Origin of the sequence: Bradyrhizobium sp. S69, assembly GCF_009766005.1 — a bacterium.
Taxonomy (GTDB): domain Bacteria; phylum Pseudomonadota; class Alphaproteobacteria; order Rhizobiales; family Xanthobacteraceae; genus Bradyrhizobium.
In genome coordinates, this window is sequence record NZ_LMUK01000025.1 from 13,752 (window position 1) to 38,381 (window position 24,630).

At 62.8% G+C, this 24,630-nt stretch carries 24 protein-coding genes; 16 read left to right on the forward strand and 8 right to left on the reverse strand.

All coding sequences use genetic code 11. The annotated features are described in order from the left end of the window. Positions 1-10: 10 nt before the first annotated feature. Positions 11-1,291, reverse strand: a complete 1,281-nt coding sequence (locus tag GSQ88_RS09380; protein ID WP_246735172.1) for an alpha/beta hydrolase — start codon at positions 1,289-1,291, stop codon at positions 11-13. A 378-nt stretch (positions 1,292-1,669) separates the two neighbouring features. Here GSQ88_RS09380 and GSQ88_RS09385 point away from each other — a divergent pair, with 378 nt between their 5' ends. Next, positions 1,670-3,031, forward strand: coding sequence for an APC family permease (locus tag GSQ88_RS09385; protein WP_159007408.1), 1,362 nt, complete (start codon positions 1,670-1,672; stop codon positions 3,029-3,031). Positions 3,032-3,045: 14 nt separating this feature from the next. After that, entirely contained in the window at positions 3,046-4,290 is a 1,245-nt protein-coding gene (locus GSQ88_RS09390) for a hypothetical protein (protein WP_502706712.1), read from the forward strand. Between the two features lie 146 nt (positions 4,291-4,436). Here the strand turns inward: GSQ88_RS09390 and GSQ88_RS09395 are convergent, their stop codons facing one another. Together GSQ88_RS09395 and yidD are read right to left on the reverse strand one after the other, a co-directional pair. After that, the gene (locus GSQ88_RS09395; protein WP_159007410.1) at positions 4,437-4,622 is read right to left on the reverse strand and encodes a hypothetical protein; all 186 of its coding nucleotides are present in this window, start codon (positions 4,620-4,622) and stop codon (positions 4,437-4,439) included. A gap of 130 nt (positions 4,623-4,752) precedes the next feature. Continuing rightward, entirely contained in the window at positions 4,753-5,097 is a 345-nt protein-coding gene (gene yidD / locus GSQ88_RS09400; RefSeq protein WP_159007412.1) for a membrane protein insertion efficiency factor YidD, read from the reverse strand. Positions 5,098-5,341: 244 nt separating this feature from the next. On the opposite strand from yidD, the gene GSQ88_RS09405 reads away from it, so the two are divergent. Next, a complete protein-coding gene (locus GSQ88_RS09405) occupies positions 5,342-6,310 on the forward strand; it encodes a COG3904 family protein (protein WP_174247963.1) in 969 nt (322 codons plus the stop codon). Between the two features lie 68 nt (positions 6,311-6,378). Here the strand turns inward: GSQ88_RS09405 and GSQ88_RS09410 are convergent, their stop codons facing one another. Then, positions 6,379-6,975: a TetR/AcrR family transcriptional regulator gene (locus GSQ88_RS09410; protein WP_159007414.1), complete on the reverse strand. Its 597-nt coding sequence runs from the start codon at positions 6,973-6,975 to the stop codon at positions 6,379-6,381. 101 nt (positions 6,976-7,076) lie between these two features. On the opposite strand from GSQ88_RS09410, the gene GSQ88_RS09415 reads away from it, so the two are divergent. Next, positions 7,077-8,372 (forward strand): MFS transporter, encoded by a 1,296-nt coding sequence (locus GSQ88_RS09415; protein WP_159007416.1) that lies wholly within the window; start codon positions 7,077-7,079, stop codon positions 8,370-8,372. Between the two features lie 161 nt (positions 8,373-8,533). On the opposite strand, the gene GSQ88_RS09420 is transcribed toward GSQ88_RS09415, so the two are convergent. Beyond that, complete coding sequence (locus GSQ88_RS09420) at positions 8,534-8,983, reverse strand: iron-sulfur cluster assembly scaffold protein (protein ID WP_159007418.1); 450 nt, start codon at positions 8,981-8,983, stop codon at positions 8,534-8,536. Between the two features lie 228 nt (positions 8,984-9,211). Here GSQ88_RS09420 and folE point away from each other — a divergent pair, with 228 nt between their 5' ends. The 11 genes from folE (at position 9,212) to GSQ88_RS09470 (ending at position 20,510) form a co-directional block, all read left to right on the forward strand. After that, a complete protein-coding gene (gene folE, locus GSQ88_RS09425) occupies positions 9,212-9,952 on the forward strand; it encodes a GTP cyclohydrolase I FolE (protein WP_159007420.1) in 741 nt (246 codons plus the stop codon). Positions 9,953-9,986: 34 nt separating this feature from the next. Further along, entirely contained in the window at positions 9,987-10,415 is a 429-nt protein-coding gene (gene hisI / locus GSQ88_RS09430) for a phosphoribosyl-AMP cyclohydrolase (protein ID WP_174247964.1), read from the forward strand. 183 nt (positions 10,416-10,598) lie between these two features. After that, positions 10,599-11,210: a c-type cytochrome gene (locus GSQ88_RS09435; RefSeq protein ID WP_159007422.1), complete on the forward strand. Its 612-nt coding sequence runs from the start codon at positions 10,599-10,601 to the stop codon at positions 11,208-11,210. A gap of 15 nt (positions 11,211-11,225) precedes the next feature. Beyond that, positions 11,226-12,482: a cytochrome c gene (locus tag GSQ88_RS09440; RefSeq protein ID WP_174247965.1), complete on the forward strand. Its 1,257-nt coding sequence runs from the start codon at positions 11,226-11,228 to the stop codon at positions 12,480-12,482. Positions 12,483-12,490: 8 nt separating this feature from the next. Beyond that, positions 12,491-12,667 (forward strand): hypothetical protein, encoded by a 177-nt coding sequence (locus GSQ88_RS34930; RefSeq protein ID WP_174247966.1) that lies wholly within the window; start codon positions 12,491-12,493, stop codon positions 12,665-12,667. 2 nt (positions 12,668-12,669) lie between these two features. Next, the gene (locus tag GSQ88_RS09445) at positions 12,670-13,233 is read left to right on the forward strand and encodes a cupredoxin domain-containing protein (RefSeq protein WP_159007423.1); all 564 of its coding nucleotides are present in this window, start codon (positions 12,670-12,672) and stop codon (positions 13,231-13,233) included. Then, positions 13,223-14,848, forward strand: coding sequence for a b(o/a)3-type cytochrome-c oxidase subunit 1 (locus tag GSQ88_RS09450; protein WP_159007425.1), 1,626 nt, complete (start codon positions 13,223-13,225; stop codon positions 14,846-14,848). The genes GSQ88_RS09445 and GSQ88_RS09450 overlap by 11 nt, the downstream gene beginning before the upstream one ends. After that, complete coding sequence (locus GSQ88_RS09455; RefSeq protein WP_159007427.1) at positions 14,845-15,639, forward strand: c-type cytochrome; 795 nt, start codon at positions 14,845-14,847, stop codon at positions 15,637-15,639. The genes GSQ88_RS09450 and GSQ88_RS09455 overlap by 4 nt, the downstream gene beginning before the upstream one ends. A 139-nt stretch (positions 15,640-15,778) precedes the next feature. After that, entirely contained in the window at positions 15,779-16,810 is a 1,032-nt protein-coding gene (locus GSQ88_RS09460) for a transglycosylase SLT domain-containing protein (protein WP_159007429.1), read from the forward strand. Positions 16,811-17,014: 204 nt separating this feature from the next. Further along, positions 17,015-19,087 carry a phospholipase D-like domain-containing protein gene (locus tag GSQ88_RS09465; RefSeq protein ID WP_159007431.1) on the forward strand — a complete coding sequence of 691 codons (2,073 nt, stop codon included), beginning with the start codon at positions 17,015-17,017 and terminating at the stop codon, positions 19,085-19,087. 247 nt (positions 19,088-19,334) lie between these two features. Beyond that, positions 19,335-20,510 carry a DUF2336 domain-containing protein gene (locus tag GSQ88_RS09470; RefSeq protein WP_159007433.1) on the forward strand — a complete coding sequence of 392 codons (1,176 nt, stop codon included), beginning with the start codon at positions 19,335-19,337 and terminating at the stop codon, positions 20,508-20,510. 242 nt (positions 20,511-20,752) lie between these two features. On the opposite strand, the gene GSQ88_RS09475 is transcribed toward GSQ88_RS09470, so the two are convergent. The 3 genes from GSQ88_RS09475 to GSQ88_RS09485 form a co-directional block, all read right to left on the reverse strand. Continuing rightward, positions 20,753-21,331: an Hpt domain-containing protein gene (locus GSQ88_RS09475; protein WP_159007435.1), complete on the reverse strand. Its 579-nt coding sequence runs from the start codon at positions 21,329-21,331 to the stop codon at positions 20,753-20,755. 23 nt (positions 21,332-21,354) lie between these two features. Further along, the gene (locus GSQ88_RS09480) at positions 21,355-21,900 is read right to left on the reverse strand and encodes a response regulator (RefSeq protein ID WP_159007438.1); all 546 of its coding nucleotides are present in this window, start codon (positions 21,898-21,900) and stop codon (positions 21,355-21,357) included. Positions 21,901-22,032: 132 nt separating this feature from the next. Next, positions 22,033-22,812 (reverse strand): NAD kinase, encoded by a 780-nt coding sequence (locus tag GSQ88_RS09485; protein WP_159007440.1) that lies wholly within the window; start codon positions 22,810-22,812, stop codon positions 22,033-22,035. Positions 22,813-23,007: 195 nt separating this feature from the next. Between GSQ88_RS09485 and GSQ88_RS09490 the strand changes: the two genes are divergently transcribed. Next, a complete protein-coding gene (locus GSQ88_RS09490; protein ID WP_246735173.1) occupies positions 23,008-24,600 on the forward strand; it encodes a S10 family peptidase in 1,593 nt (530 codons plus the stop codon). Positions 24,601-24,630 lie beyond the last annotated feature (30 nt).

Consider the following 24,630-nt stretch of genomic DNA (forward strand, 5'->3'; position numbering starts at 1 on the left):
ATCGGCACGCTTAGTTGCCGCTGGCCGCGATCCGCGTCAGCGCCGGCGTTGCCGCCATCTTGGACAGGACTTGCTCGACGGGATTTCGTGTCCAGGCGTGCGTCACGTAATCGCGATGCGTCACACCTTCGGGGGTCTCGACAAAGACCACGCTGCCCGGCCGCAACGGCCCGTCGAAATCCTGCGATACGGCGATGCCTTTTTCGTGCAGCATATGCATCAGTTCCTGATCGCGACGCGCCGTGTAATGCGTATAGGAGCTGACGAAGAAGCCGGACCGGTGATTTTCGATCCAGGACGCGAACTTGTCGAGTTCGCCATAGACCGCATCCAGCAGGAACACGCCGCGGACCTGATCGCTGATGCCGCCGACCTCGAGGCTCCAGGCGGTCGGCAGGAAGCCGCCGCTGTAGCCGACAATGACGATCGGCATCTTGGCAAACGTCTTGGCGGCGTTGGGATCGCCATAGAGGCGGGCGAGCTGATCGGCAGACTCGTTGATAAAGCGCTTGAACCCGCCGGGCTGCCAGAATTTTCCGGCGCTGGAATCGGCGGCGTCGACCGCGAGTTGCGGCGCGAGCAGCACGGCATTGGCGCCGGACTCGGAAATCTGTTGCGGCACCAGTTGCCGGTCGCGCACGTCGCGCTCCAGCGTGGCGCCGTTGCCATGGAAGAACACCACGATGACGCCGGGCTTGCGGATATCGAAGGTCTCGGGGACATGCAGCAGAACGCGGTTGTCGCTGTAGGTCTCGTCCTGCCAATAAACCCGGCCGGAGTAACTGCGATGACCGCGGCGATCGCCTTTGGCGATGTTCAGGAACGGCGCCTCGGACGCCGGATTGTTGCCGAAATAGGGGAAGGCCGAGGACTTCATGCTGACCAGCATCGTCAGATCGTCTGGTCGCGGCGGACGCTGGTAGGGCAGTTGCGGCTCCAGCGATGCAACCCGATAGGGCGCTTGCGGTGGCGAGGCCGAGCCTCGAGAGGTGCCTTGAGCCGTTTGCTTGGGCGCGAGGTCGCCAGACTGACGCTGTTCAAAACTCTCGCTTGCGGTCGGGAAGCGATCCCTGAATTGAGGTTTCGGGAAGCGGTCGTCGAAGCTGTCGCTCCGGGTATTTGAATTCGAGGCCTGCACATTGGCGGCGAGGCTGCCGGCGCCCGGCGCCTGCCCACATTGCGCCAGCACAAACGAGAGCGGCACCAGTGCCGACAGAGAGGCGATCCGGCGCCATCGATGGGCGCGATCGGATCGCTGCGCGCGATCGGGATGTCGGATTTCTCGCGGCACGGGGCGTGCTGCGTCCGGCGCATTCGATGCGCCCGCGCGATCACAGCTCTGGAATTTCGGACCCGCCCCGATCATCCACCCATTGCCCCAAGATTAAACGGCGACGTATTTCAGCGCGCTGGCGTTTAGGTGACGTTAAGCTTTCGGGCAAAACTCCCCACTGCCCGACAAATCAGGTGAGCACCAAATCGTGTCGCGATTGTGGGACCGGCACGGGCTTTTCGCAAAGTTGGGGCGGGCAAGGCGCTCGGAAGCTCAATCGAGGTATCCAAATACCGAAGTTGGGGCGGAATTTATATCCTTGTTAACGCTGCTTGAATTGATGGAGTCCAGCCTCCACCATGAGGGCAGGGCGCGACGCCCGAGGCGTGGACCGACATGGCGATATCAGGAACGGGAAGCGCGGCATTGCCCGATCGGCTTCCCGGCGGCGGCCCGACGGTCTCGGTGATCGTGGCAACCGCTATCGTCGTGGCCGACATGATCGGCGTCGGCGTTTTCACCAGCCTCGGTTTTCAGGTCAAGGACATCCCCTCCGGCTTTGCCATCCTGCTGCTGTGGACCATTGGCGGCGTCGTCGCACTGTGCGGGGTGTTCTCCTACAGCGAACTCGGTGCGATGTTTCCGCGCTCGAGCGGCGAATACAATTTCCTGGCCCGCGCCTACCATCCGGCGTTCGGATTTCTGGCCGGCTGGGTATCGGCGACGGTCGGTTTCGCGGCGCCGGTGGCGCTGGCGGCGATGGCTTTCGGCGAATACGGCAAATCGGTGCTGCCGATGGCTTCGCCGCTGGCGCTGGCGCTGGGCGTCGTCTGCCTGGTCTCGTTCGTGCAACTCTGCGGCCTCAGGCACTCCAGCACCTTTCAATTGGTCGCCACGATCCTGAAAGTCGTGCTGATCACAGCCTTCCTGATCGCGGGCTTTGTCGCAGGCACGGCGCAGCCGGTTTCATTCGCGCCCGCGGCGGGCGACTTTGACCATGTCGCCAGCGCGCCGTTCGCGATCGGGCTGGTGTTCGTGATGTATGCGTTCTCGGGCTGGAACGCGGCGACCTATATCATCGGTGAGATGCGGTTGCCGCAGCAGAACCTGCCGCGCGCATTGCTCTCGGGAACGCTGATCGTGGTCGTTTTGTATGTCGCGCTCAATGCGGTGTTCCTCCACACCACGCCGATCGAGAAACTGTCCGGACAGCTCGACGTCGCGCGCGTTGCCGGCAGTTATATTTTCGGCGAGATCGGCGGCCGCATCGTCGGCGCGATGATCTGCATAGGCCTCGTCTCTTCGATCAGCGCGATGATGTGGATCGGACCGCGCGTCATGATGACGATGGGAGAAGACATTCCGGCGCTGCGGATATTTGCCCGCAAATCGAGTAACGGCGTGCCGGCGAATGCCATCCTGTTCCAGCTCGCGATATCGGTGCTGTTGCTGTTCACTCGAAGTTTCGAGGCCGTGCTCGATTTCATCCAGTTCGGCCTGTTGTTCTGCTCCTTCTTCACCGTGCTCGGCGTCATCAAGCTGCGGATCACCCGGCCGGATTTGCCGCGGCCCTATCGCGCCTGGGGATACCCGGTCACCCCTCTGGTTTTCCTGCTCGTGACCGGCTTCATGATGTATTATCTTGTGGTCGAGCGGCCATTGCAGTCCGCGCTTGGTATTTTGATCATGCTTTCAGGTCTTTTGATTTACGCCGTTTTCCGCGAGCGGCCGGGCCGACCCGCTGCGGCCGCACCTTGAGGTCGCGCGTAACGATGCCCCAAGTCGAAAATCCCCAAGTCAAAAATATCGTGGTCAAAAACATCTTCGCCCTGGTTGCGATGCTATGGCTCGCCGCGGTCGCGCCGGCGCGCGCCGCCGACCCCGTCACCGCGAACGACACTGCGCGTTTCCTGGCCGGCATGCCGCCGTCGGAGCAATCGCCGCTGGCGGCGCTGACAAAAGATCCGGCGTGGCAACGTCACGCGCGCTTTTTCGATAGCGCGTTCGGACATCTGGAGGAGCGTCAGCTATCGAAAATTCGCACCTGGGCGGGCGTCAACCTGGCCGCGCCGCGGCCGACGATGTTCTACATGTTCAGCGGTCCGGACTTTCTCTATGCGGACGCATTTTATTCCAAGGCAACGACCTATGTGCTGAGCGCGCTTGAGCCGGTCGGCTCGGTGCCTGATCTCACCAGATTGCCGTATCTCGGTTCGACGCTCAACGATATCGAGCGTTCGATGAGCTCGATCCTGAACTTCAGTTTCTTCATCACCAAACACATGAAGACCGACCTGCGCGCCGACCAGGTCAGCGGCACGTTGCCGATCCTGTATGTTTTCCTGGTGCGCTCGGGCAAGACCATCCACGATGTCAGCCTGGTCGCGCTGGACGACAAGGGCGTGGTGCATTCTCCCAAGGACGATGCCGGCAAGAACGCCACGCAGGGGGTGCGGATCACCTTTGCGGGCGGCGACGGCGTCGAGCGGACGCTGTATTATTTCAGCACCGATCTGTCGAACAGCGGCGTGCGAAACAGCGGTTTCCTGAAATTCTGCGAAACGCTGGCGCCCGGCAACAGTTTGATCAAGAGCGCGTCGTATCTGCTGCATACCGGTAATTTCACCACCGTGCGCAATTTCCTGCTCGCCAATAGCGCGACCGTCATCCAGGACGATTCCGGCATTCCGCTGGCTGACTACGATTCGAGGAAGTGGCGGTTCTTTCCGTTCGGCCGCTACGCCGGCCCGATCGATAAATTCCCCAACACGTATCAGCCGGCCTACGCCGAACTTTTCCGGCGCAGTCAGCCGATGGATTTCGGTATCGGCTATCGCTGGCGATCGTTTGAATCGAACCTGCTGCTGTCGGTCCGGCTGCCGTCCGATGGTACCGGGAGTGTCGAGACGACGTCGGCAGCGCCGACCGATGAGCCGCTGCCGCCGAAGCCCGCGCGACCACGCCTGCGCAAGCCGCGTCCACCGCCAGAGCCGCGCGGGCTCTTCTATTGGCGCTAGAGGGTTTTCGAGCCAACGGGTCGCGCGAATGCGCGCCCGATGACAGGCTCCGTGGGCACCGGTTCGCGTGAAGAAAACGCGTCAAACAAAAGACTAGAGCCCCGTTCCGATTCCATCGGAACGGAAAAGGCTCTAGGTCCTTCTCTTCACCAGTGAACGCTTTGGCTTGGGACGATAAAGGCGGATGTGCTCGGTGGTGTGGAGAAGCTGTTGTTGTAAAATCTGAAAACGGCGATGATCACAAACAGCAGTGCGACGATGGCGATCAAGTCGATCGCGCGGGGATCGTGACCCCTGTGATCGTGATCACCGTGGCTGATTTTCCAGCGCATGATTGGCCTCCCGGCGGAAGTGTCAAATCAATGCGCGTGGAACGTGGCGGTTCCCGGCGGGGCTGCAATGCGGATTTCGCTTGAAAGCGGTGCAGCGATTGCGCTGCACTCACTCGATTAGGACGTACCGTTACGGTCCATTGACGCCGCGCCAGCGCCCGAACCGCCAGGGCAGATACCACCGCGCGCCCGGCGGTCTGGTCGGCGGCACGTTGTCGATTCCCGAGGTGCCCCAGGGTTGACAGCGCAACAGCCGCGCCAGCGTCATCCATCCGCCGCCCCACAACCCGAAACGTTCGATCGCCTCGTCGCCATAGACCGAACAGGTCGGCAGATGCCGGCAATTGTAGCCGACCAGCGGCGACAGCGTGTGCCGGTAAATCCAGATCATCGCGCGCCCCGCATGGCGCGGCAGGCGCCGCAGCTGGCCCGCGCAGTCGGGGCAAGACGAACAACGAGATGATGAATGCTTCATCGGCAATGTGCTGCAATCATGCGCAGGCGGTTGCGCAGTTCCCGCCCATGGAACTCCGCGGGTCGACATTTACGCCACATTGCCGGAGATATCGCATGTTTTCAGTGGCAGTGCAGCAAAGGTTCTATGGACGACGTGGAATCGCACGGCTACCATTTTGATAACGCCGGTATGACAGAATCATGTGGCGTTGCACTGGGACCATTGCCACTGCCCGTATCGGGACTTGGGGGAAGGAACCAAATTGAGATTTGTCGGGTCTCTTGATCTTCGCGGTTGGGTGTTGCTCGGCGCCACCGCTCTTTGCATGGCATTGCCCGGCGCGACGGCGGCGCCTGCCGGTTCCGCGAATGCCACAGCGACGCTCGAAGAGCGAAAATTACCGATGCGGTTCAGCTGGGTTGCCTGCGAACCCAATTGCCGTGGCTGGGTCAGTGCCGTCGGCATCGTGACCTCTGAAAGCCCCGAGGATTTCGACGAGTTCGCGCATGGGCGCCATCTCGATGGGGCGACGGTGGTGCTGGATTCCAGCGGTGGGTCGGTCAACGATGCCATCGCGCTTGGCCGGCGTTGGCGCGGTCTCGGTCTGATGACAACCGTCGGCACCACCATCGAGAACCGTACCGCGCAGGGCGATCGGGCCGGCATCATCCCCGACGCTTATTGCGAGTCGATGTGCGTGTTCCTGCTGCTTTCGGGCAAGACGCGCTATGTGCCCGACGGCGCACATGTCCGGGTGCATCAGATATGGATGGGCGACCGCGCCGACGACGCCAAGGCTGCGAGCTACAGTGCGCAGGACCTGATGATCGTCGAACGCGACGTCGGCCGGCTCGCCAAATATACTTTCGACATGGGCGGCGCGGGCGATCTGCTGTCGCTGTCGCTGAGCGTGCCGCCGTGGGAAGATCTGCACGAATTGTCCCGTGAAGAATTACGGCTGACCAACCTTGTCACCACCGACGCGGTGGCTGAAGTGCTGCCCGAGATGTCGCCCAAGATATCGTCCAAGATATCGTCCGGGACCGACAGCGCCGCCTTGCCGGTGGCCGAACTCGCGGCCAAGCCGGTGCAGGATCGTTTTGTCGCCAGTACCGTGCAGGCCGAGGTGTCGTTGCCGAAAGCACCTGCGCCAACCGAACACACGCTGCCGGAGAAGTCGACCAAGACGGCGGAGGCAACCGGCGGCCTGGTCGCGGCACCTGCGAAGTAGCAATCAAGTCGGACGGTTACACCGCTGATCGAGGCCGCGCGCCGAACAGCCACGGGCCCTGATGCAGCTCAGGCCGTCTTCACACTCGCGTCAATCAGCAACTGCGCCACTGCAAGCGCCGACTGCGCGGGGCCATCTTCCGACTGCTGGCCACTGATGTAGATGCCTTCGATGAGCAGCAGGAGAGCGTCGCCGAGCACAGAGTCGGACCGGGCGCCCATCGCGGCGGCAAGCTCATGCAGGCGTTTGCGCAAGGCTTTCTTGTGCGCTTCGGCGACCTGCCGCGCGGGATTGTCGGGCGCCGGATATTCCACCGCAGCGTTGCTGAGGCCGCAGCCGCGATAGCCCTTGCACACGGCGCGCGACGATAGCTCTGCGATGTAGGCCAGCACATGTTCGCGCGCGTCAGCGTAGGACTTGCCGCCCGGCTTCTCGAAATTCTCCCAGAAATGCTGGTCATAGTCGCGCAGATAGGCCGCGGCGAGTTCGTCCTTCGAGGCGAAGCTGCGATAGAGGCTTGGTTTGGTGACCCCCGCACGATCGACCACCTCGTCGACGCCGACGGCGCGGATGCCCTCGCGATAGAACAGTTCGCTCGCCGAGGCGCGGATCCGGTCGGCGGCCCGAAGCGGGCGGTCCGCGGACGTGTCGACGGTTTTCTTCATCCGGCTCTCGATCCTGCCGCGCGGCGGCTTGACAATGTTACTGACCGGTACGTATAACGACAGCATCGCAATACGTACCGGTCAGTAACATGCCAAATAACATGCCGCCTGTCTCCGCGCAATCTTCTTCCGTGTCCAGGCGACCGTTCGGCCAGAACTACGCGTTTGTCGTCATCGCCGTGATCTTCCTCGCACTGCTCTCGTCGGCAGGGCTGCGTGCGACGCCGGGCGTGCTGATGCTGCCGTTGCAGCAGGCCTTCGGCTGGAACGTCGGTCTGATCTCCTCTTCGGCCGCGATCGGCATCTTCCTCTACGGCCTCGCGGGTCCGTTCGCCGCCGCCGTGATGCAGCGCTTCGGCATCCGCCGCACGGTGCTGGGCGCGCTGGCGCTGATGTCGGCGTCGACTGGCGCCAGCTACTTCATGACCGCGCCGTGGCAATTGTTCCTGAGCTGGGGACTGCTGTCAGGTATCGGCTCGGGCGCGGTCGCCAACGTGCTCGGCGCCACCATCGTCAATCGCTGGTTCACCACCAATCGCGGCCTCGTCATGGGGCTGCTGACGGCGAGCACCGCGACCGGGACGCTGATCTTCATGCCGGGCCTCGCGGCGCTGGTGGCATGGGGCGGCTGGCAGCCGGTGGTGCTGACGGTGGCCGCGTGCTGCGCGGCGCTCATTCCGTTGGTGTATGTCCTGGTGCCGGAACGCCCGGCCAGCATCGGCCTGCGGTCGTTCGGCAGCACGCATAACGATCATCCCGCGCCGCCGGCGCAGGGCAATCCGTTCACCGCCGCGTTCCGCAACCTTGCGCGCGCGGCGACAACGCGGACGTTCTGGTTCCTGTTCGCCACCTTCTTCATTTGCGGCTTCACCACCAACGGTCTCGTTGGTACCCATTTGATCGCGTTCTGCAGCGACCATGGCATCGTCGAGGTGCAGGCGGCGAGCCTGCTCGCGGTGATGGGGTTCTTCGACCTGTTCGGCACCACGTTCTCAGGCTGGCTCACCGACCGTTTCGATCCGCGCAAGCTCTTGTTCATCTATTACGGGCTGCGCGGGCTGTCGCTGATCTACCTGCCATACTCGGATTTCTCGCTGGTCAGCCTGTCGGTGTTCGCGGTGTTCTACGGGCTCGACTGGATCGCGACCGTGCCGCCGACCGTGCGCATCGCCAACGAAGCCTTCGGCGACAAGAACGCGCCGCTGGTGTTCGGCTGGGTGGTCGCGGGCCATCAGCTCGGTGCCGCCTGCGCCGCGGTGTTCGCCGGCTTCATGCGCTCCGCCCAGGGTGACTACTTGCAGGCCTTCATGATCGCAGGCCTCACCGGTATCGTCGCCGCCGTGCTGTCGCTGATGATCGGCCGGCGCCCGGCACAGCCGATGCTGGCTGTGGCGTGAAGCCTTTGTTCAGGGAGTAAGACGCGCGTCTCGAACCATGACATCGGACTGCTCGAGACGCGGCCCGCTGCCAAGTTTACGCAGGCAGCGTAGACTTGCCTGCGTGGCCGCTCCTCACGACGAGGTTCGGATGTGCGACGTGGGCAGGGAAATAAGCAGGATTAGCCCTGCGCCTGGGCCGGCTGCTTAGCTTCGATCTGGCCGATTGCGTCGACCACGGCATCGAAGGTCAGCAGCGTCGAGGCGTGCCGCGCCTTGTACTCGCGCACCGGCTCGAGCAATGCGATGTCGGCCCATTTACCTTGCGGCGGGCTGCCGTTTTCCTTCAGCATCTTGCGGACAATCTCGCGCAATTCGCGCAATTCGTTCGCGGTCGAGCCGACCACATGGCTCGCCATGATCGAGGAGGAGGCCTGGCCGAGCGCGCAGGCCTTCACGTCATGGGCAAAGTCGGTGACCACGGGCCCGTCCATCTTGAGGTCGATCTTGACGGTCGAACCGCACAGCTTGGAATGAGCCATGGCGCTGGCATCGGGGTCGGCCAGTCGTCCCAGCCGGGGTATATTGCCGGCCAGTTCGATGATGCGCTTGTTGTAGATGTCGTTCAGCATGGGATCGGGCTCTCTGGCCTGTCGCGCGATCGCCCTTGGCGAGCGCGGCCTTGGGTCCTATATATGGGCGGCGGTGGCGGAAAAACAGTCCGTCCATTGACCGGGTGGCCCCAAATACCAACCAAACGGGCTGTCCCGACATCAACATCGTGACTCAGGCGTCCGGCGGCAAGCCGCCCCGTCTGCCGGTGACACTCCGGTCTGAAAGACCGGTCGAACGGAGTAGACATGGACGCCTTGATCAAATCCCTCCGCCCCAACCAACCCGCCGACGCGAAATCTGCTGATTCCAAATCTTCGGATTCCAAAGCACCGGCCTCGAAGACAGCTGAAGCCCGTCCGGCCGCCTTGGACCCGTCCGAGTTCCTCGCCGCCGCGGTGAGCGCCGACCAGCCGCGCCCCTCGCGCGCCGAAGCCGAGCAGGCGGTGCATGTCCTGCTGAACTACATCGGTGAGAACCCCGAGCGCGAGGGCCTCGTCGATACGCCACGCCGGGTGGTCGAGGCCTTCGACGAACTCTATCAGGGATATCATCAATGTCCCGCCGAGGTGCTCGACCGCACCTTCGGCGAGACGGCGGGCTATGACGATTTCGTGCTGATCCGCGACATCGAATTCACCTCGCAATGCGAGCATCACATGATGCCGTTCTACGGCAAGGCGCATATCGCCTATACGCCGGTGGAGCGGGTCGTGGGATTGTCGAAGCTGGCGCGGCTGACCGATATCTTCGCGCGCCGGCTGCAGACCCAGGAACATCTCACCGCACAGATCGCGGCCGCGATCGACGAAGTTCTAAAACCCCGCGGCGTCGCCGTGATGATCGAGGCGGAGCACACCTGCATGTCGGTGCGCGGCGTCGCCAAACATGGCGCGCTGACGTTCACCAGCCGCTTCACCGGCATGTTCCGCGACAATCCGGCGGAACAGGCGCGTTTCCTGTCGATGGTGCGAGGGTCGCAGCGCTAGCCGACCCTCGGTTGAGTTGAACGAGGGACTGCCCGTGTCCACATCTGCACATAGTCATGACGTCGAGGAAGGGCTGGATTTCCGGCCCAGGTTCGACGCGTCGGGACTCGTCACCTGCGTCGCCACCGATGCGGCGAGCGGCGATGTGCTGATGGTCGCCCACATGAACGACGAAGCCTTGCGCAAGACCATCGCCAGCGGCGAGGCCTGGTACTACAGCCGCTCGCGCAAGGCGCTGTGGCGCAAGGGCGAGAGCTCCGGCCACACCCAGCGCGTGGTCGAGATGCGGATGGATTGCGATCAGGATGCGGTCTGGATCCGGGTCGAGCAAACCGGCGCGGCATGCCACACCGGCCGCCGCTCGTGTTTCTACCGCAAGGTCGGTACCGGCGACGGCGGTGTGCAATTGTCATTCGTCGATGCGGACAGGGTGTTCGATCCGAAGAAAGTCTATCGCACGTAGATCAAAATCGATCATGTGTGCAAAATTGATCATGCACGAATAACGGAGTGTGCGACGTTCGCCCTGTCGTCGAGGGGCCGGTACGTGACACATCGCTTTCGACCCATATTCGCCTTTGTCGCCTTGATTGCGCTTCCGTTCGGAGCTGCGCAATCGCAGATCGCTGACCGCGCGCCTGACACCATGGCTGCGCGTGTTCTCGCCTGCGCGTCGTGTCACGGCGCCGAAGGTGAGGGCACCAGCGACGTCTATTTCCCGCGGCTTGCGGGTAAGCCTGCCGGCTATCTCTACAACCAACTCGTGGCGTTCAGGGACGGGCGACGCAAATACCCCCCGATGAACTATCTGCTGGAGTTTCTGCCCGACGCCTATTTGAAGGAGATTGCTACGTATTTCGCCTCGCTGAGGCCGCCCTTTGCGGCGCCTGCGATCCCCACCGTCAGCGGTGAAATCCTGGCGCGTGGCGAATCGCTGGTGAAGAATGGCGATCCGCAGCATGGCATCCCCGCTTGTTCGGGATGTCACAATCCGGGCTTCACCGGCATGGAGCCAGCGATCCCCGGCCTCTTGGGCCTGCGCGCCAGTTACATCAGTGCCCAGCTCGGAGGATGGCGGTACGGCACGCGGACCGCGGCCGCGCCCGATTGCATGCAGATCGTCGCCAGTCTGCTGACGGAAGACGATGTGAAGGCGGTCGCAGCCTACCTCTCGTCGCGATCGGCACCGACTGACCCATCATTCGCGCCGCGCGGGAGCCTGCCGATGCCGCTCGCCTGCGGCAGCGAACCGAACTGAAGGGAGATCCCGCGTATGCCGAGACCCGTGAAGACTCTGCTCTTTGCGCTGGCTTTGGCGTTATTGGCCAGCGCGCCGCGGGCGATGGCGCAACAGAAGCCCGTAGACGCTGCTTTGCTGGCCAAGGGCGAGTACCTCGCGCGTGCCGGCGACTGTATCGCTTGTCATACCGCGCGCGAAGGCAAGCTCTTTGCCGGTGGCCTGCCGATGGTGACGCCGTTCGGCACACTTTATACCTCGAACATCACGCCCGATCAGCAAACCGGGATCGGCATATGGACGTCTGATCAGTTCTTCAAGATGATGCATAATGGGCGTTTTTCGGACGGCGGACTGGTCTATCCGGCGATGCCGTTTGCCTCCTACACCAAGATGACACGCGAAGACAGCGACGCGATCTTCGCCTATCTGCGTTCGATCCCGCCGGTGAAAAAGATCAACACCCCGCATGATCTCAGCTTTCCCTACAACAACCGCTCGCTGATCATCGGATGGCGCACGCTGTTCTTCCGGGAAGGCGAGTACAAACCTGACCCGACCAAATCGGCCGACTGGAATCGCGGCGCCTATCTGGTCGAAGGCCTCGGCCATTGCGGGATGTGCCACACCGCCATCAATGCGCTCGGCGGCAGCTCGGAATCGCAGGCCTTCGAGGGCGGGCTGATTCCGATGCAGAACTGGTATGCGCCGTCGCTGACCTCGAACAAGGAGGCCGGCCTCGGCGACTGGAGCATTGAGGAGATTTCCGACCTGCTGCGCACCGGCGTGTCCAGTCGCGGCGTGGTCTACGGGCCGATGGCGGAAGTGGTCTATAACAGCCTGCAATATCTCAACGACGACGATACCCGTGCGATGGCGGTGTATCTCAAGAGCCTCGCGCAGGGCACGTCACCGGAAAAGCCGGCCGTGCCACTGCCTTCGGCCGAAAGCAGCCTGCTGCTCTCTTTCGGCAAGTCGATCTACGATCGGGAATGCGCCGGTTGCCATGGTGCTGCGGGCCTCGGCATGCCGCCGCATTATCCGCCGCTGGCCGGCAATCCGTCGATCCAGATGGTCTCTGCCGTTAACGCCATCCGGATGGTGCTCAATGGCGGCTATCCGCCGGGCACCGCCGGAAATCCGAAACCATATGGCATGCCGCCGTTTGCACAGCGGCTGTCCGACGACGAGGTCGCCGCCGTCGTGACTTACATCCGGACCTCCTGGGGCAATCGCGGCGAACCGGTTTCGGCGCGGCAGGCCAATGAACTGCGCGCGGCGACGCTGAACTGAGGCATGCCATGATCAACTCATCTCCACCGCAAGCAACGACATTGGGCGCCGAAGACGAACGCGTCGCCGCCATCGTTCGCTCCGGTCCGGGCGGCGCCGTCGTCGTCGCCGGGATCGCAACGGCGGTCGTAATCGCGTTGTGGTTTGCGTTCTATCTGTTGGTGTTCCTGCCGCGGAGCGCCTGATCATGACGACCGAGAGCGATCCTCATCTTGGCGAAGCCGTCGCGGCCCGGATCGAGCGGCGATGGGCGACCTTGTCGATTGCGATCGTCGGCGTGCTGGTCGGCATGGCGATCTTCATCGGTATCGACCATGCGACCATGCCGCAAGGTCACGTTGAGACCGCCGATCCCAAGACGCTTCATCTCGCCGGCGAATTCATTGAAAGCAATCTCGGCAGCGCGATGGAGGCCGACGGCTCGGTGACCGTGCGCGCGATCGGTCAGCAATATTCATTCACGCCGCAATGCATCGTGGTGCCGTCAGGGACGCCGGTGACATTGCGCGCGACCAGTGCCGACGTGGTGCATGGCCTGCTGATCGAAGGCACCAACATCAACACCATGCTGGTGCCGGGTTATGTCTCGGAGTTGCCGGTCCAATTCAAGGCGCCGGGTGAGCACGCGATGCCGTGCCAGGAATTTTGCGGGATCGGGCATCAAGGGATGTGGGGCAAGGTCAAGGTGGTCGACAAGGCAACCTTCCTCGGCATGATGGCGTCGCAGCGGAGGCTGAGCTGTGTTGATTAACAAGCGGCTGATCCTGGCGCATTTCTGGCTCGCCTTTGTGGTGTTCGGCCTGGCGTTGATACTGGGCGCCTGGCAGATGTTCGTCCGAAGCCCGCTCAACGCCTGGCATTTCAATCCTGAATTATATTATCGCTCGGTCACCGCGCACGGCTCGGCGATGGGCTATGTGTTTCCGACCCTGATCGCGATGGGTTTTGGCTATGCCATCACCGAATCGGCGCTCGAAAAGCCGCTGATCGGAACGCGCTGGGCCTGGGCCGGTTTTGCGCTGGTCGCGGTCGGCGCCGTGGTCGCGATGATCCCGGTCTCGATAGGCCTGGCCTCGGTGCTCTACACGTTCTATCCGCCGATGGTCGGCAATCCCTTTTACTATATCGGCGTCGTGATGGTCGTGGTCGGCTCATGGATATGGGTCGCGCTGATGTCGATCAATCTTTCGATCTGGAAGCGCGAGAACCCGGAGCGGCCGGTGCCGCTGGCGATGTTCGCCAATGTCGCGGGCTCCTATCTCTGGGGCTGGACCGCGGTCGGCGCCGCGCTCGAGATCATTTTCCTGATTTTGCCGGTGGCGCTCGGCCTCAAATCCACTATCGATGCCGGGCTTGCCCGCGTGTTCTTCTCATGGACGCTGCATGCGATCGTCTATTTCTGGCTGATCCCGACCTACATCGCCTACTACACGATCTTCCCGCGCGCGATCGGAGGACGACTCTACAGCGACGCCATGGCGCGGATTTCCTTTATCCTGTTCGTGGTGGTGGCGATGCCGATCGGCATGCATCATCTGTTTGCCGACCCGCAAGTCGGCGCCGGATTCAAGTTCATGCATTCGGTGTTCACCGGCCTGGTCGCGCTCCCGACCTTGCTGACGGTGTTCACCATCTGCGCGTCCGCCGAGATCGCCAGCCGTTTGCGCGGCGGCAGCGGTGCGTTCGGATGGGTGAGGGCGTTGCCCTGGCAAAACCCGATCATGCTCGCGACCGCGCTTTCGCTGGTCATGCTCGGCTTCGGCGGCGCCGGCGGCCTGATCAACATGAGCTATCAGCTCGATGCCAGCATCCATAATACACAGTGGATCACCGGGCATTTCCATCTGATCTTCGGCGGCGCGATCGTGATCATGTATTTCGCGATCGCCTATGATCTGTGGCCGCATCTGACCGGCCGGGCGCTGGAAAATTTCGGCCTGATGCGTGCCCAGCTCTGGCTGTGGTTCATCGGCATGATCGTCACCACCTTTCCGTGGCACTATGTCGGCATTCTCGGCATGCCGCGCCGCATGGCGTTTTACGATTACGCCAATCCCGCGATCTCGCCGCAGGCATTTTCGGTGGCGATATCGACGGTGGGCGGCTTGATCCTGCTGATTTCGGGCGTTTTGTTTTTCGTCGTGCTGATCCGGGGCCAGATGGCCCACCGCAGTGAGGCGGGCGCCTATCGCTTCAGCGTGCCGGTCCATATGCCCGAGAGGATTCCGGTGGCGCTGAACAGTTTTGGGCTGTGGCTCGCGCTGATGGTCGGTCTCACGGTGGTGAATTACGGCTATCCGATCGGCCAGCTTCTGGTGCTGAAGGAGACCAATGTGCCCGCAGTCTATGTCGGAGCCAGCCGATGAGCGAGCAGAAGCTGTTCTCGTTTCGCAACCCGTGGTTCGGCGCCAGCGTCGGCGTTAGCGGGGCGATCGCCGTGCTGGCGGCACTGGCCGGCTTGATCTGGCTGCCGATGGTTCAGCCCGACCTCAAGATCAGCGGCATCTGGGACGCCATCTGCAGCGCGGCCGGGGTGCCGCGCACAGTGCCGCGGTCCGGCGGCGCCCAGCAGCCCGATTTCAAGACCTCCAATGTCGTGATGACATCGCAGATGCTGACGCACCCGGATCAGGTGTCGATCGGGCGAGGCGCGACCCTGGCGCAGCGTTGCGCGATCTGCCATGGGCCGCAGGGCGTCAGCGACGCCAACTCGCCAAACCTCGCGGGGCAATATGCCGCCGTGACCTACAAGGAGCTGAACGATTTTAAGGCGGGCGCGCGGGTCAATGCCGTGATGAGTCCGTTTGCCGCGAACATGGGCAACCGGGACATGCTGGATCTCGCGGCCTATTATTCCTTCCTGCCGCGGGTGCCCTCGAGCCATTTGAACGACAATGCGCCAGCGCCGCAGATCGTGATAACGGGCGCACCGATGCGCAATATCGCGCCCTGCGGGGCATGCCATGGCGATATCGACATCAAGGCCGGCAGTCCGTGGCTCGGTGGGCAGTCTGCCGTCTATATCAAGGCGCAATTGAAGGCGTTTGCATCGGGCGGCCGGCGCAACGACATCAGTCAGCAGATGCGCAATATCGCGCGGCAAATGACGGCGGAAGAAATCGACGCCGTCGCCCTCTATTATGAAGCCCAACCTTGACCGCCGGGCCCCACGGGCCGCCATTAACCCGCCATTAACCATAGATGTCCCAATGTGACGACGGCATGAGCGCCCTTTTGGGAGAAAGGCGCGCGAATAGGCCAGGGCGGGCGTTTCGCGGGGAGCGGGGCACCAACAGATGACGACTGTCGATAGTTCAAGCACCACGGCGACGGCAGGTGTCGATCCGTCGCGCGCGCGGATTGCCGGCGCGATCAAGCAGGCCGCCAACACCACCGGCACCAGCTTCCAATATCTGCTCGCGACCGCGAAGATGGAATCCGACTTCAATCCGAAGGCAACGGCTTCGACGTCGTCGGCGAGCGGGCTGTTTCAATTCATCGGGCAGACCTGGCTCGGCACCATGAAGGAAGCCGGCACCGCACTCGGCTATGGCCAATACGCCGACGCCATCTCCAAATCCTCCTCCGGCAATTACTCGGTCAGCGACCCCGGCGCGCGAACCACGATCATGAATCTGCGGGACGACCCTACCGCCAGTTCGGCGATGGCGGGGGTCCTGACCCGTTCCAACAGTTTCAAACTGACCGGCTCGATCGGCCGCCGCCCGACCGACAACGAACTCTATATGGCCCATTTCATGGGCGTCAGCGGTGCGGCCAAGCTGATCACCAGCGCCGAGGACGACCCGCAGGCCTCGGGCGCGAAAATGTTTCCGAACGCAGCCGCGGCCAACCATGCGATCTTCTACGACAATGCCGGGCATGCACGCAGTGTCTCCGACGTCTATTCGGTGCTGACATCGCGCTACGTCGCGGCCTCCAATTCAACGGCGACGCGCACCGCGATGGCCGCGGTGGGCGACACGCTGCCTACCACAGCCGTTGCGAGCGCGGCCTCGTACTCCACGCCGGCCGGCAATGCCGCCTATCTCTCGAGCTTTCCAAACGCGGCGTCGGCGAGCCCGGTTACAGTAGCATCAGCATCGTCCACGGCCGATGGCTCGACGGCGGGCGATACCAGCTTCCGATCGTTGTTCCAGGCAGGCGAGCGCTCACAGCCGGTTTCGGCGACGGTCCACAAATTGTGGGGTGAATCGTCCTCGCTGACATCGGTCGCGTCGGCGAGCCCGGCGCCCGCGAACCAGGCGTCCAGCGCGTCGCAAGGGCTCGATCTGTTCAGCGATCGCAGCGGCACTTTCAGCAGCTAGCGACAGCGAAGCGAACTCCTCACTCCCGAAATGACCGTGCCCAACAGCGTCAACGTGAGTGACCTATCGTCACGCTGCGCGACACCGCTGCGGCAAAATGTCTGTGTCGCGGGTGCCTATCGCGTGTATTGCTGATATTGTGCAATCTTTGATGGATCGCTAGGATTGCGGCGAAGCTTGTGTCCCCGGCGACAGGAGTTGGCCATGTCCATCGACGTAAAGGTCTACGACAACGGCGATCATACGTGCCTCATATGGCTGCCCAGTGACGGCAAGCCGGTCCCGGAATGTCGCGGCTTCACGATCCAGCGCACGCTCAACGTCGCTGGCAAAACCACCGAAGCCTATCTGCACGGCTTTGTCGGATTTTCCGACGACGACAAACTGGATCCCGCGGCGCCGTGGAAATTCGCCCTTCAGCGCTTCATGTGGTGGGACTACGGTGTCAAGCCCGGGGACGTCGTGCAATATTCGGTCATTCCGGTGGTCGGGCCGGACAAGGATCATCTGCAGCTCTCGACCGCGGATGCCAGCGCGCTGACGGCGCCGATGACGATCTCCGGCGAGGCATCGCCGAACGTGTCGGCTTTTTTCAACAAGGGCATCGTCTCTGCGCAATGGGTGTCGCGCGTGCTCGCTAGCCTCGGCAAGAAGCCCAAGATCGCCGATCTGATTGCCGACACCACCCCTCCCGGCAACGCGCTGCGCAACGCATTGAGCGGGCTGCTGCGGCCGCAGATTCTAGCGCTGCTCGACGACGTGAAGAAAAACGGCGGCGAGATCTATGCGGCGCTGTACGAACTCAACGATCCCGAATTGATTGCCGCGCTGAAGTCGCTTGGCAAGAAATGCCATCTGGTGCTGGCCAATGGCGCTTTCAAGCCGCCGGCCAATGACGAGAACAAGGCGGTGCGCGCCGAATTGCGCTCGATCGTCGATCTGCACGACCGCATCGTTTCCGGCAATCACTTCGCCCACAACAAATTCGTGGTGTTCTGCGATGCCAAGGGCGCGCCGCAACGCGTTCTCTCCGGGAGCACCAACTGGACCATGACCGGATTGTGCACGCAGGCCAACAACGGCATCATCGTCAACGATCCCGATCTGGCGGCGGATTTTCTCGCCGAATGGAATCTGGTCAAGGATGCCGGCAACGCCTATCCGCCCAGTCTGGCAAAGGCAAATTCGACGTCGAAGACGTTCAATGTCGACGGCGGCCGCATCACCCAGTGGTTCGCGCCGACCAGCGCCGGGCAGGATCTCGACTATGCGCGCACTTTGATCAACGGCGCCAAGCAAGGCATCCTGTTCCTGTTTTTCAATCCCGGTGTGTTCGTCCCGGCCGACAAGCCGGAAGAGAAATGGACGCTGCTGCAAAACATTCTGTTTCGGCACCATCAGGGCACGGCCAATTTCGACGGCGGGCTCTATATCCGTGGGGTCGTCAACCAAGAGATTGCCAACCTCACCACGGACTCGACGAGCAAACCGGCTGCGAAGCCTTCGACCCACGCGGCGCTCGATCCGTCGTCCGGCACTCCCGTCACGTTGTTCAGCGGCGGCAACCAGCCGCCGCAACACCTCGGCTACGAGTCGATGGTGCCGAAGAACATCAAGGACGTGTTTCACGACTGGGCGACGGAAATCCTCGGCGCCGGCGTTCACATTCACAGCAAGGTCGTCGTGATCGATCCGTTCGGGGAACACCCCGTGGTCATGACCGGCTCGCACAATCTCGGCTACAAGGCTTCCACCGCCAACGACGACAATCTGATGATCGTCGAAGGCAACGCGCCGCTTGCCGCGGCCTATGCCGCCAACATCATCGCGATCTACCAGGCCTACCGATGGAACGCCTATGTCGAGGCGCACCGGCAGGATCCGAAAGTCTGGCACGGTCTGGTGGACAATGATTCATGGCAGAGCGGCTATCTCACCGGCAACGACCTCGCCGAAATCCAGTTCTGGTTCGGATCGCATCAGGGCGTCGCGGGCGCCACCGCCACGCCGCAGCCGCCAAGCGCGGTGCCGGCGCACGACCCGTCTGCGAACGTTGCTCCGCCGGCGCCTAAGCCTGTTCACAAGCCGGTACGCGGTAAGGCCGCCGCCGCGAGAAAGAAATCTGCTGCGAAAAGCAAGGCTGCCGAGAAGACGTCCACGAAAAAAGCCGCGACAAAACGCAAAGCGCCAGCGAAAAAGAAAAAGGCGGCCAAGAAGAAGGCGGCCAAAAAATCAGCCAAAAAATCAGCCAAAAAATCAGCGAAGAAGAAACGCTGAGATCGGCGCCTGCCGCGCTTGTTGCGTGCCAGCGAATGGCGCCGTCGGCATCAGCTGACGGTGGTAGATATCGGTGTGGCCACGCGCATTGGGCGCTCATCCGCTCGCGGGCCGTCCGGCACCCTTAACAAAACGTCAATAAAACCAGCCGCTTATGGTGAACGCTTTGTTAAGCGTCGTGGTTTATTTTGTATGACAGTGGCATCGCGCCGCGGTGTCGTTTCAAGTTGCGTAAGCCGGCAGGACCATGATCGTTCGGCAGTTCATCAGTTGGGTAAGGACCGCTCCGGCAGGCGAGCGGGCAGAAGCCACGCGTGCTCTAGCGCGGGCCTGGATCATTTCGGATTTGAGCGAAGAGGATCGCGCCGCCGCGGCGGGCGCGCTCTTGATGTTGCTCGACGATCCGTCGCCGTTGGTACGCCAGGCGATGGCCGAGGTATTCGCGCGCAGCCTCGAGGCGCCCGGCGCCATCGTGCAGGCTCTGTCGCTCGACCAGCCGTCGGTGGCACTTCCGGTGCTCGAACATTCCCCGCTTTTGATCGATGCTGACCTTGTCGACATCATCGCCACCGGCAACTGCGTGATGCAATGCGCTATCGCCCGCAGGATCAATCTCCCGGCCTCGGTATGTGCCGCGATCGCCGAAGTCGGCAGCGCCTCGGCGGCGCTCGAACTGATCGAAAACCCCAACGCCGAGCTCGCGCCGTTTTCCTGGGACCGTATTGTCGAGCGCCACGGTCATCTTGCCGCGATCCGGGAATCGATGCTGGTGCTGGAAGATCTGCCGGCGGCGACGCGGGTCGCGCTGGTGGCCAAGCTCTCGGACACGCTGGCGCAATTCGTCGTCGCGCGAAATTGGCTGAGCGCCGATCGCGCGGAGCGGATCGCAAGCGAAGCCCGTGACCGCTCGGCGGTCAACATCGCGGCGCGTTCGCGCGGCGAGGACATGAGCGGGCTGGTGCGGCATCTTCGCGCCACCGGCCAGCTCACCGCCGGGCTGATCCTGCGCGCGCTGCTATCGGGTAATCTCGAACTGTTCGATCATGCGCTCGCGGAATTGTCCGATCTGCCGCCGGCACGGGTCGCCGCGCTGCTGCATGATCGCGGCGGCGCCAGCCTGCAAGCGTTGCTGACGCGCGCGGGATTTCCGCCATCGACCTTCGCCGCGTTCCGCGTCGCGCTCGAAGCCAGCCAGGAAAGCGGATTTGTCGACACGCCGGGAGGTGCTGCGAGATTGCGGCGCCGGATGGTCGAGCGCGTGCTGACGCATTGCGAGACCGACGGGCAGGCCACCGAGCCTCTGTTGATCCTGCTGCGGCGCTTCGCGACCGAGTCGGCGCGGGAAGAAGCCCGCATGTTCTGCGACGAACTGGTGGCGGATGACGCCATTGCGCTCGCGCATGACGAACTGATCGCGGCGTAGTTTTCGAAATGCTGTAAAGTTTGTCATTCCGGGGCATCGCGAAGCGATGAGCTATGATGCGCAATTGCGCATCTTAGAATCCATAACCCCTGTATTGCTGCTCAGGACCGAACGCTGCCACGGGGAGTATGGATTCTCAGATGCGCAATTGCGCATCGTAGCTCGCGCAAAAGCGCGCCCCGGAAAGACGAAAGTTGGTATCTGTATTCTCTGCTTTCGCGAAGACGACGCCAGAACTTTTTCTAATCTCCCGGCACGATGCTCGGTGCGAGGATGGCTTCGAGATGTTCGGGGCGGTTGCGGTTGGCGTGCTTGAGATATTCGTCGGCGATGCCGCGCAATTGCCGGCTCAGTTCGTTGGCGGTCGAGACGGTGTCGAGCCTGGTGCGCTCGCGCACGATCGCCTGGATCGCATTGATGTGATGCGCGATCAGCGGCGCCGGCACCTTGGCGAGATTGGGCGCGTGCTCGATGATCCGGCACAGGCTATCGGCCGCGGCGCCCGCGGAGGGGAAGCCGAACGTCGCGGCATCGCCCTTGATGTCATGCGCGGCGCGAAACAGCTCTTCGCGGGTGACACTGGTAAAGCCGTCCTTCAGGATGGCGGCGTGGGCCGCGGCGAGCCTGTCGCTTTCGATCGTCATCCAGTTCGTGAATTCGCCGGACAGGTCGGCGAGCGCCTTTTCGGCGCGCGCCACCGGATCGTCGAGATCCTTTTCGGCGACGCGCCGCAACACCTTGCGCAACGGATTGGGCTGCGTGATCACGTGATGGTCGGCGAAGGTCTCGATCTGCAGCGCCGCGGGCTTTTCTCTCGCCATGTCAGTTCCTCGCGTCTGGCGCGCTAGATAGGGGTCCGGGCTTTGTCGAGCAGCGAGGGCTGCTGCATCACTTCCATCTCGCCGCCGATGCGGCGCTCGGGACCGATATAGGCGGTAGAGGTATTGCGCCGGCGGTCCGGGCCGAAATAGGTCTTGGTCTTGATGAACGGGCGCGGATTGCCGACGACGTTGAGGATGCGCTGATAGAGCCCTTTGGCCGAGATCGGCTTGGCGAGAAATTCGGTCACGCCGGCGTCGCGCGCCACCGTGACGCGGCGTTTCTCGGAATGGCCGGTCAACATGATGATGGGCGCGTAGGGATTGCCCTTGGATTCCGGCTGCCGGATCATCTGCGATAATTCGAGGCCGTCGAAAATCGGCATCGACCAGTCCGTGATGACGATGTCGGGCACGTAGTGCGTATACATTTCCAGCGCGGTGGCGCCGTCCTCGGATTCATAGACCTCGCGCGCGCCGAACGAATGCAGCAGCGTACGCAAGATGCGGCGCATATGCGGATTGTCGTCGCAAATCAGAAATCGCAGCTTGTTGAAATCGATGCGATACATGGCGCGGCTCTAAGCGGATACCGAACATCTCGGTATACTCCCCGTTAACCATAGGCCGGGCGCGTTAACGAATGGTTGCGATCTTACCTCCGGCCGCCCCCGGGCGAGGGCGACAACCGCCTCAATCGGCAATCAATAGCCGAATTGCTCTCGCAAGATGCGTTCTTCCAGGCTGTGGCCGGGATCGAACAGCATGCGCATCGAAATGGTCTTGTCGGTGAGCACCTCGACCCGGCGGACGTCGCGCACCTCGTCATGGTCGGCCACCGCCGCGACCGGGCGCTTGTCGCATTCAAGCACCTCAATGACCACGAAAGCGGTATTGGGGAGCAGGGCGCCGCGCCAGCGCCGCGGCCGGAACGCGCTGATCGGGGTCAGCGCCAGCAGCGCGGCATTGATCGGCAGGATCGGCCCCTGCGCCGACAGATTATAGGCGGTGGAGCCGGCGGGCGTCGCTACCAGGATTCCGTCGGCCTTCAACTCCGCCATGCGCTCGTGTTCGTCGATCAGGATGCGCAGGCACGCCGCCTGATTGGTCTGGCGAAACAGCGCGACTTCGTTGATGGCGTGGTGCAGATGCACCGTGCCGTGGATATCGGTGGCGCGCATCAGCAGCGGGTGGATCAAGGACTCTCTCGCCGCCGCCAGCCGCGTATGCAGATCGACCGAGGAGAATTCATTCATCAGGAAGCCGACGGTGCCGCGATTCATGCCATAGATCGGCTTGCCCGAATGCATATGTTCATGCAGCGTTTGCAGCATCAATCCGTCGCCTCCGAGCGCCACCACGACGTCGGCGTCGTCGGGATCGACCGTGCCGTACATCTGCGTCAGTTGCGCCAGCGCCTGCTGCGCTTCCGTGCTGGCGCTCGCGACGAAGGCGATCCGGTCGTGTCGCTTGGGGCTGGTCATGGGATCGTGAACTCATATTGGCGCTGACGGAGCAGGTGCGCCGGGCTCGTCTATACGACCTCTGCGGTCTTTGTCGAGGTCGGCCCCGGATCAGCTTGCGAAGGACGTTAACCTGTCGCAGCTTCGGGCTAGAAAAGCGGCCGTTCGCAGCGGATCGCGGTAAACAAGGCGGGGAAACAGGGAAGGCACAGGGATATGGCCAGATCTTTCGCGGCACCTCGCCATCGGCATCTTTTGCTGGTGACGCTGGCATTCGCTTTGACAGTCTCTCTTGCCATGGGCGTCCGGGCGCAGGATGCGTCCGAGCCGCCGCCCGCGGCGACCCCGCCGGCGGGCCAGAAGCCAGGCGAGCAGAAACCGCCCGAAAGGGGCGGCCGCGCCGACACGCCGGCTTCGGCGGCCACGGCCGCGCAACATCGCCTGCCACCGGATTCCACCACTCAACAAACCCTGACGCTTCCCGGACGCACGCTCGCCTTTGCGGCCACGGCGGGCTCGATCCGGCTGTTCGACGACAAGGGCGAACCGCAGGCCGACATCGCCTATACCGCCTACCAGCTGGATGGCGCCGATCCGGCCACCCGTCCGGTGACCTTCGTGTTCAATGGCGGGCCTGGTGCAGCCTCGGCCTATCTGCAACTCGGCAATGCCGGACCGTGGCGGCTACCGATCACGGGGGATGCGGCGGTGCCCTCGGCGTCACCAGATCTTCAGCCCAATGCCGAGACCTGGCTCGATTTTACCGATCTGGTCTTCATCGATCCCGTCGGCACCGGCTACAGCCGTTTCGTCGCGACCGGCGAGGACGTGCGCAAGCGCTTTTTCTCGGTTGACGGCGACGTCAGTTCGATCGCGGTCACGATCCGCCGATGGCTCGAAAAGTCCGGCCGCCTGCCGTCGCCTAAATTCGTCGCCACCGAGAGCTATGGCGGTATCCGCGGACCGAAGACCGTTCACGAATTGCAGACCAATCAGGGCGTGGGGGTCAAGGCGCTCATCCTGATCTCACCCGTGCTCGATTTCCGGGACTTTGGCGGCTCGAGCCTGCTGCAATACGTCGCGAGCCTTCCCACCATGGCTGCGGTCGCGCGCAATGCCAAAGGTACGGTGACCCGCGCCGACATCGCCGATGTCGAGCGCTACGCGCGAGGCGATTTCCTGGCCGACCTCATCAAGGGCCTCGCCGATACCGAAGCCACGATCCGGCTTTCCGACAGGGTCGCGGCGCTGACCGGGATCGACCAGGCGGTCAGCCGGCGGCTGGCCGGACGGTTCGATAGTATCGAGTTTCGCCGCGAATTCGACCGGCGCGATGGCAAGGTGACGGGACGCTACGATGCGTCGGTGATGGGGTTCGATCCTTATCCGGATTCAAGCTTTTTTCATTTCAGCGATCCGTCCGGCGAAGCTTTGACCGCACCGCTGAGCAGCGCGGTGGTCGATCTCACCACGCGCAAGCTCAATTGGCGGCCGGACGGCTCCTACCAGCTCCTCAACGGCGCGGTGGGGAAGGGCTGGAATTTCGGCAACGGCATCGATCCGCCGGAGTCGATTTCTCAACTGCGCCAGATTCTGGCGCTCGATCCCAGACTGAAGCTGCTGATAGGGCACGGCCTGTTCGATCTCGCCACGCCCTATTTCGGCACCAGGATGCAGCTCGACCAGTTGCCGGCCTTTGCGTCGTCCGACCGCGTCAAGCTCGTAGTCTATCCCGGCGGACACATGTTCTATTCGCGTGACGCCTCGCGCCAGGCGTTCAGGACCGAGGTGCAGGCGTTGATGAAGTAACGCGTTGATGAGATAAGGCTGCCCGCGAAA

Excerpts from the sequence above, each read along its gene's own strand:
- GSQ88_RS09465 (WP_159007431.1), top strand. The coding sequence starts at position 17,015 with ATGTCCATCGACGTAAAGGTCTACGACAACGGCGATCATACGTGCCTC.
- GSQ88_RS09490 (WP_246735173.1), top strand. The coding sequence starts at position 23,008 with ATGGCCAGATCTTTCGCGGCACCTCGCCATCGGCATCTTTTGCTGGTG.
- GSQ88_RS09390 (WP_502706712.1), top strand. The coding sequence starts at position 3,046 with ATGCCCCAAGTCGAAAATCCCCAAGTCAAAAATATCGTGGTCAAAAAC.
- GSQ88_RS09445 (WP_159007423.1), top strand. The coding sequence starts at position 12,670 with ATGACGACCGAGAGCGATCCTCATCTTGGCGAAGCCGTCGCGGCCCGG.
- GSQ88_RS09460 (WP_159007429.1), top strand. The coding sequence starts at position 15,779 with ATGACGACTGTCGATAGTTCAAGCACCACGGCGACGGCAGGTGTCGAT.
- GSQ88_RS09435 (WP_159007422.1), top strand. The coding sequence starts at position 10,599 with ATGGCTGCGCGTGTTCTCGCCTGCGCGTCGTGTCACGGCGCCGAAGGT.
- GSQ88_RS09385 (WP_159007408.1), top strand. The coding sequence starts at position 1,670 with ATGGCGATATCAGGAACGGGAAGCGCGGCATTGCCCGATCGGCTTCCC.
- GSQ88_RS09415 (WP_159007416.1), top strand. The coding sequence starts at position 7,077 with ATGCCGCCTGTCTCCGCGCAATCTTCTTCCGTGTCCAGGCGACCGTTC.
- GSQ88_RS09455 (WP_159007427.1), top strand. The coding sequence starts at position 14,845 with ATGAGCGAGCAGAAGCTGTTCTCGTTTCGCAACCCGTGGTTCGGCGCC.
- GSQ88_RS09395 (WP_159007410.1), bottom strand. The coding sequence starts at position 4,622 with ATGCGCTGGAAAATCAGCCACGGTGATCACGATCACAGGGGTCACGAT.
- GSQ88_RS09485 (WP_159007440.1), bottom strand. The coding sequence starts at position 22,812 with ATGACCAGCCCCAAGCGACACGACCGGATCGCCTTCGTCGCGAGCGCC.
- GSQ88_RS09480 (WP_159007438.1), bottom strand. The coding sequence starts at position 21,900 with ATGTATCGCATCGATTTCAACAAGCTGCGATTTCTGATTTGCGACGAC.
- GSQ88_RS34930 (WP_174247966.1), top strand. The coding sequence starts at position 12,491 with ATGATCAACTCATCTCCACCGCAAGCAACGACATTGGGCGCCGAAGAC.
- GSQ88_RS09420 (WP_159007418.1), bottom strand. The coding sequence starts at position 8,983 with ATGCTGAACGACATCTACAACAAGCGCATCATCGAACTGGCCGGCAAT.
- GSQ88_RS09440 (WP_174247965.1), top strand. The coding sequence starts at position 11,226 with ATGCCGAGACCCGTGAAGACTCTGCTCTTTGCGCTGGCTTTGGCGTTA.
- yidD (WP_159007412.1), bottom strand. The coding sequence starts at position 5,097 with ATGAAGCATTCATCATCTCGTTGTTCGTCTTGCCCCGACTGCGCGGGC.
- GSQ88_RS09470 (WP_159007433.1), top strand. The coding sequence starts at position 19,335 with ATGATCGTTCGGCAGTTCATCAGTTGGGTAAGGACCGCTCCGGCAGGC.
- GSQ88_RS09475 (WP_159007435.1), bottom strand. The coding sequence starts at position 21,331 with ATGGCGAGAGAAAAGCCCGCGGCGCTGCAGATCGAGACCTTCGCCGAC.
- folE (WP_159007420.1), top strand. The coding sequence starts at position 9,212 with ATGGACGCCTTGATCAAATCCCTCCGCCCCAACCAACCCGCCGACGCG.
- GSQ88_RS09410 (WP_159007414.1), bottom strand. The coding sequence starts at position 6,975 with ATGAAGAAAACCGTCGACACGTCCGCGGACCGCCCGCTTCGGGCCGCC.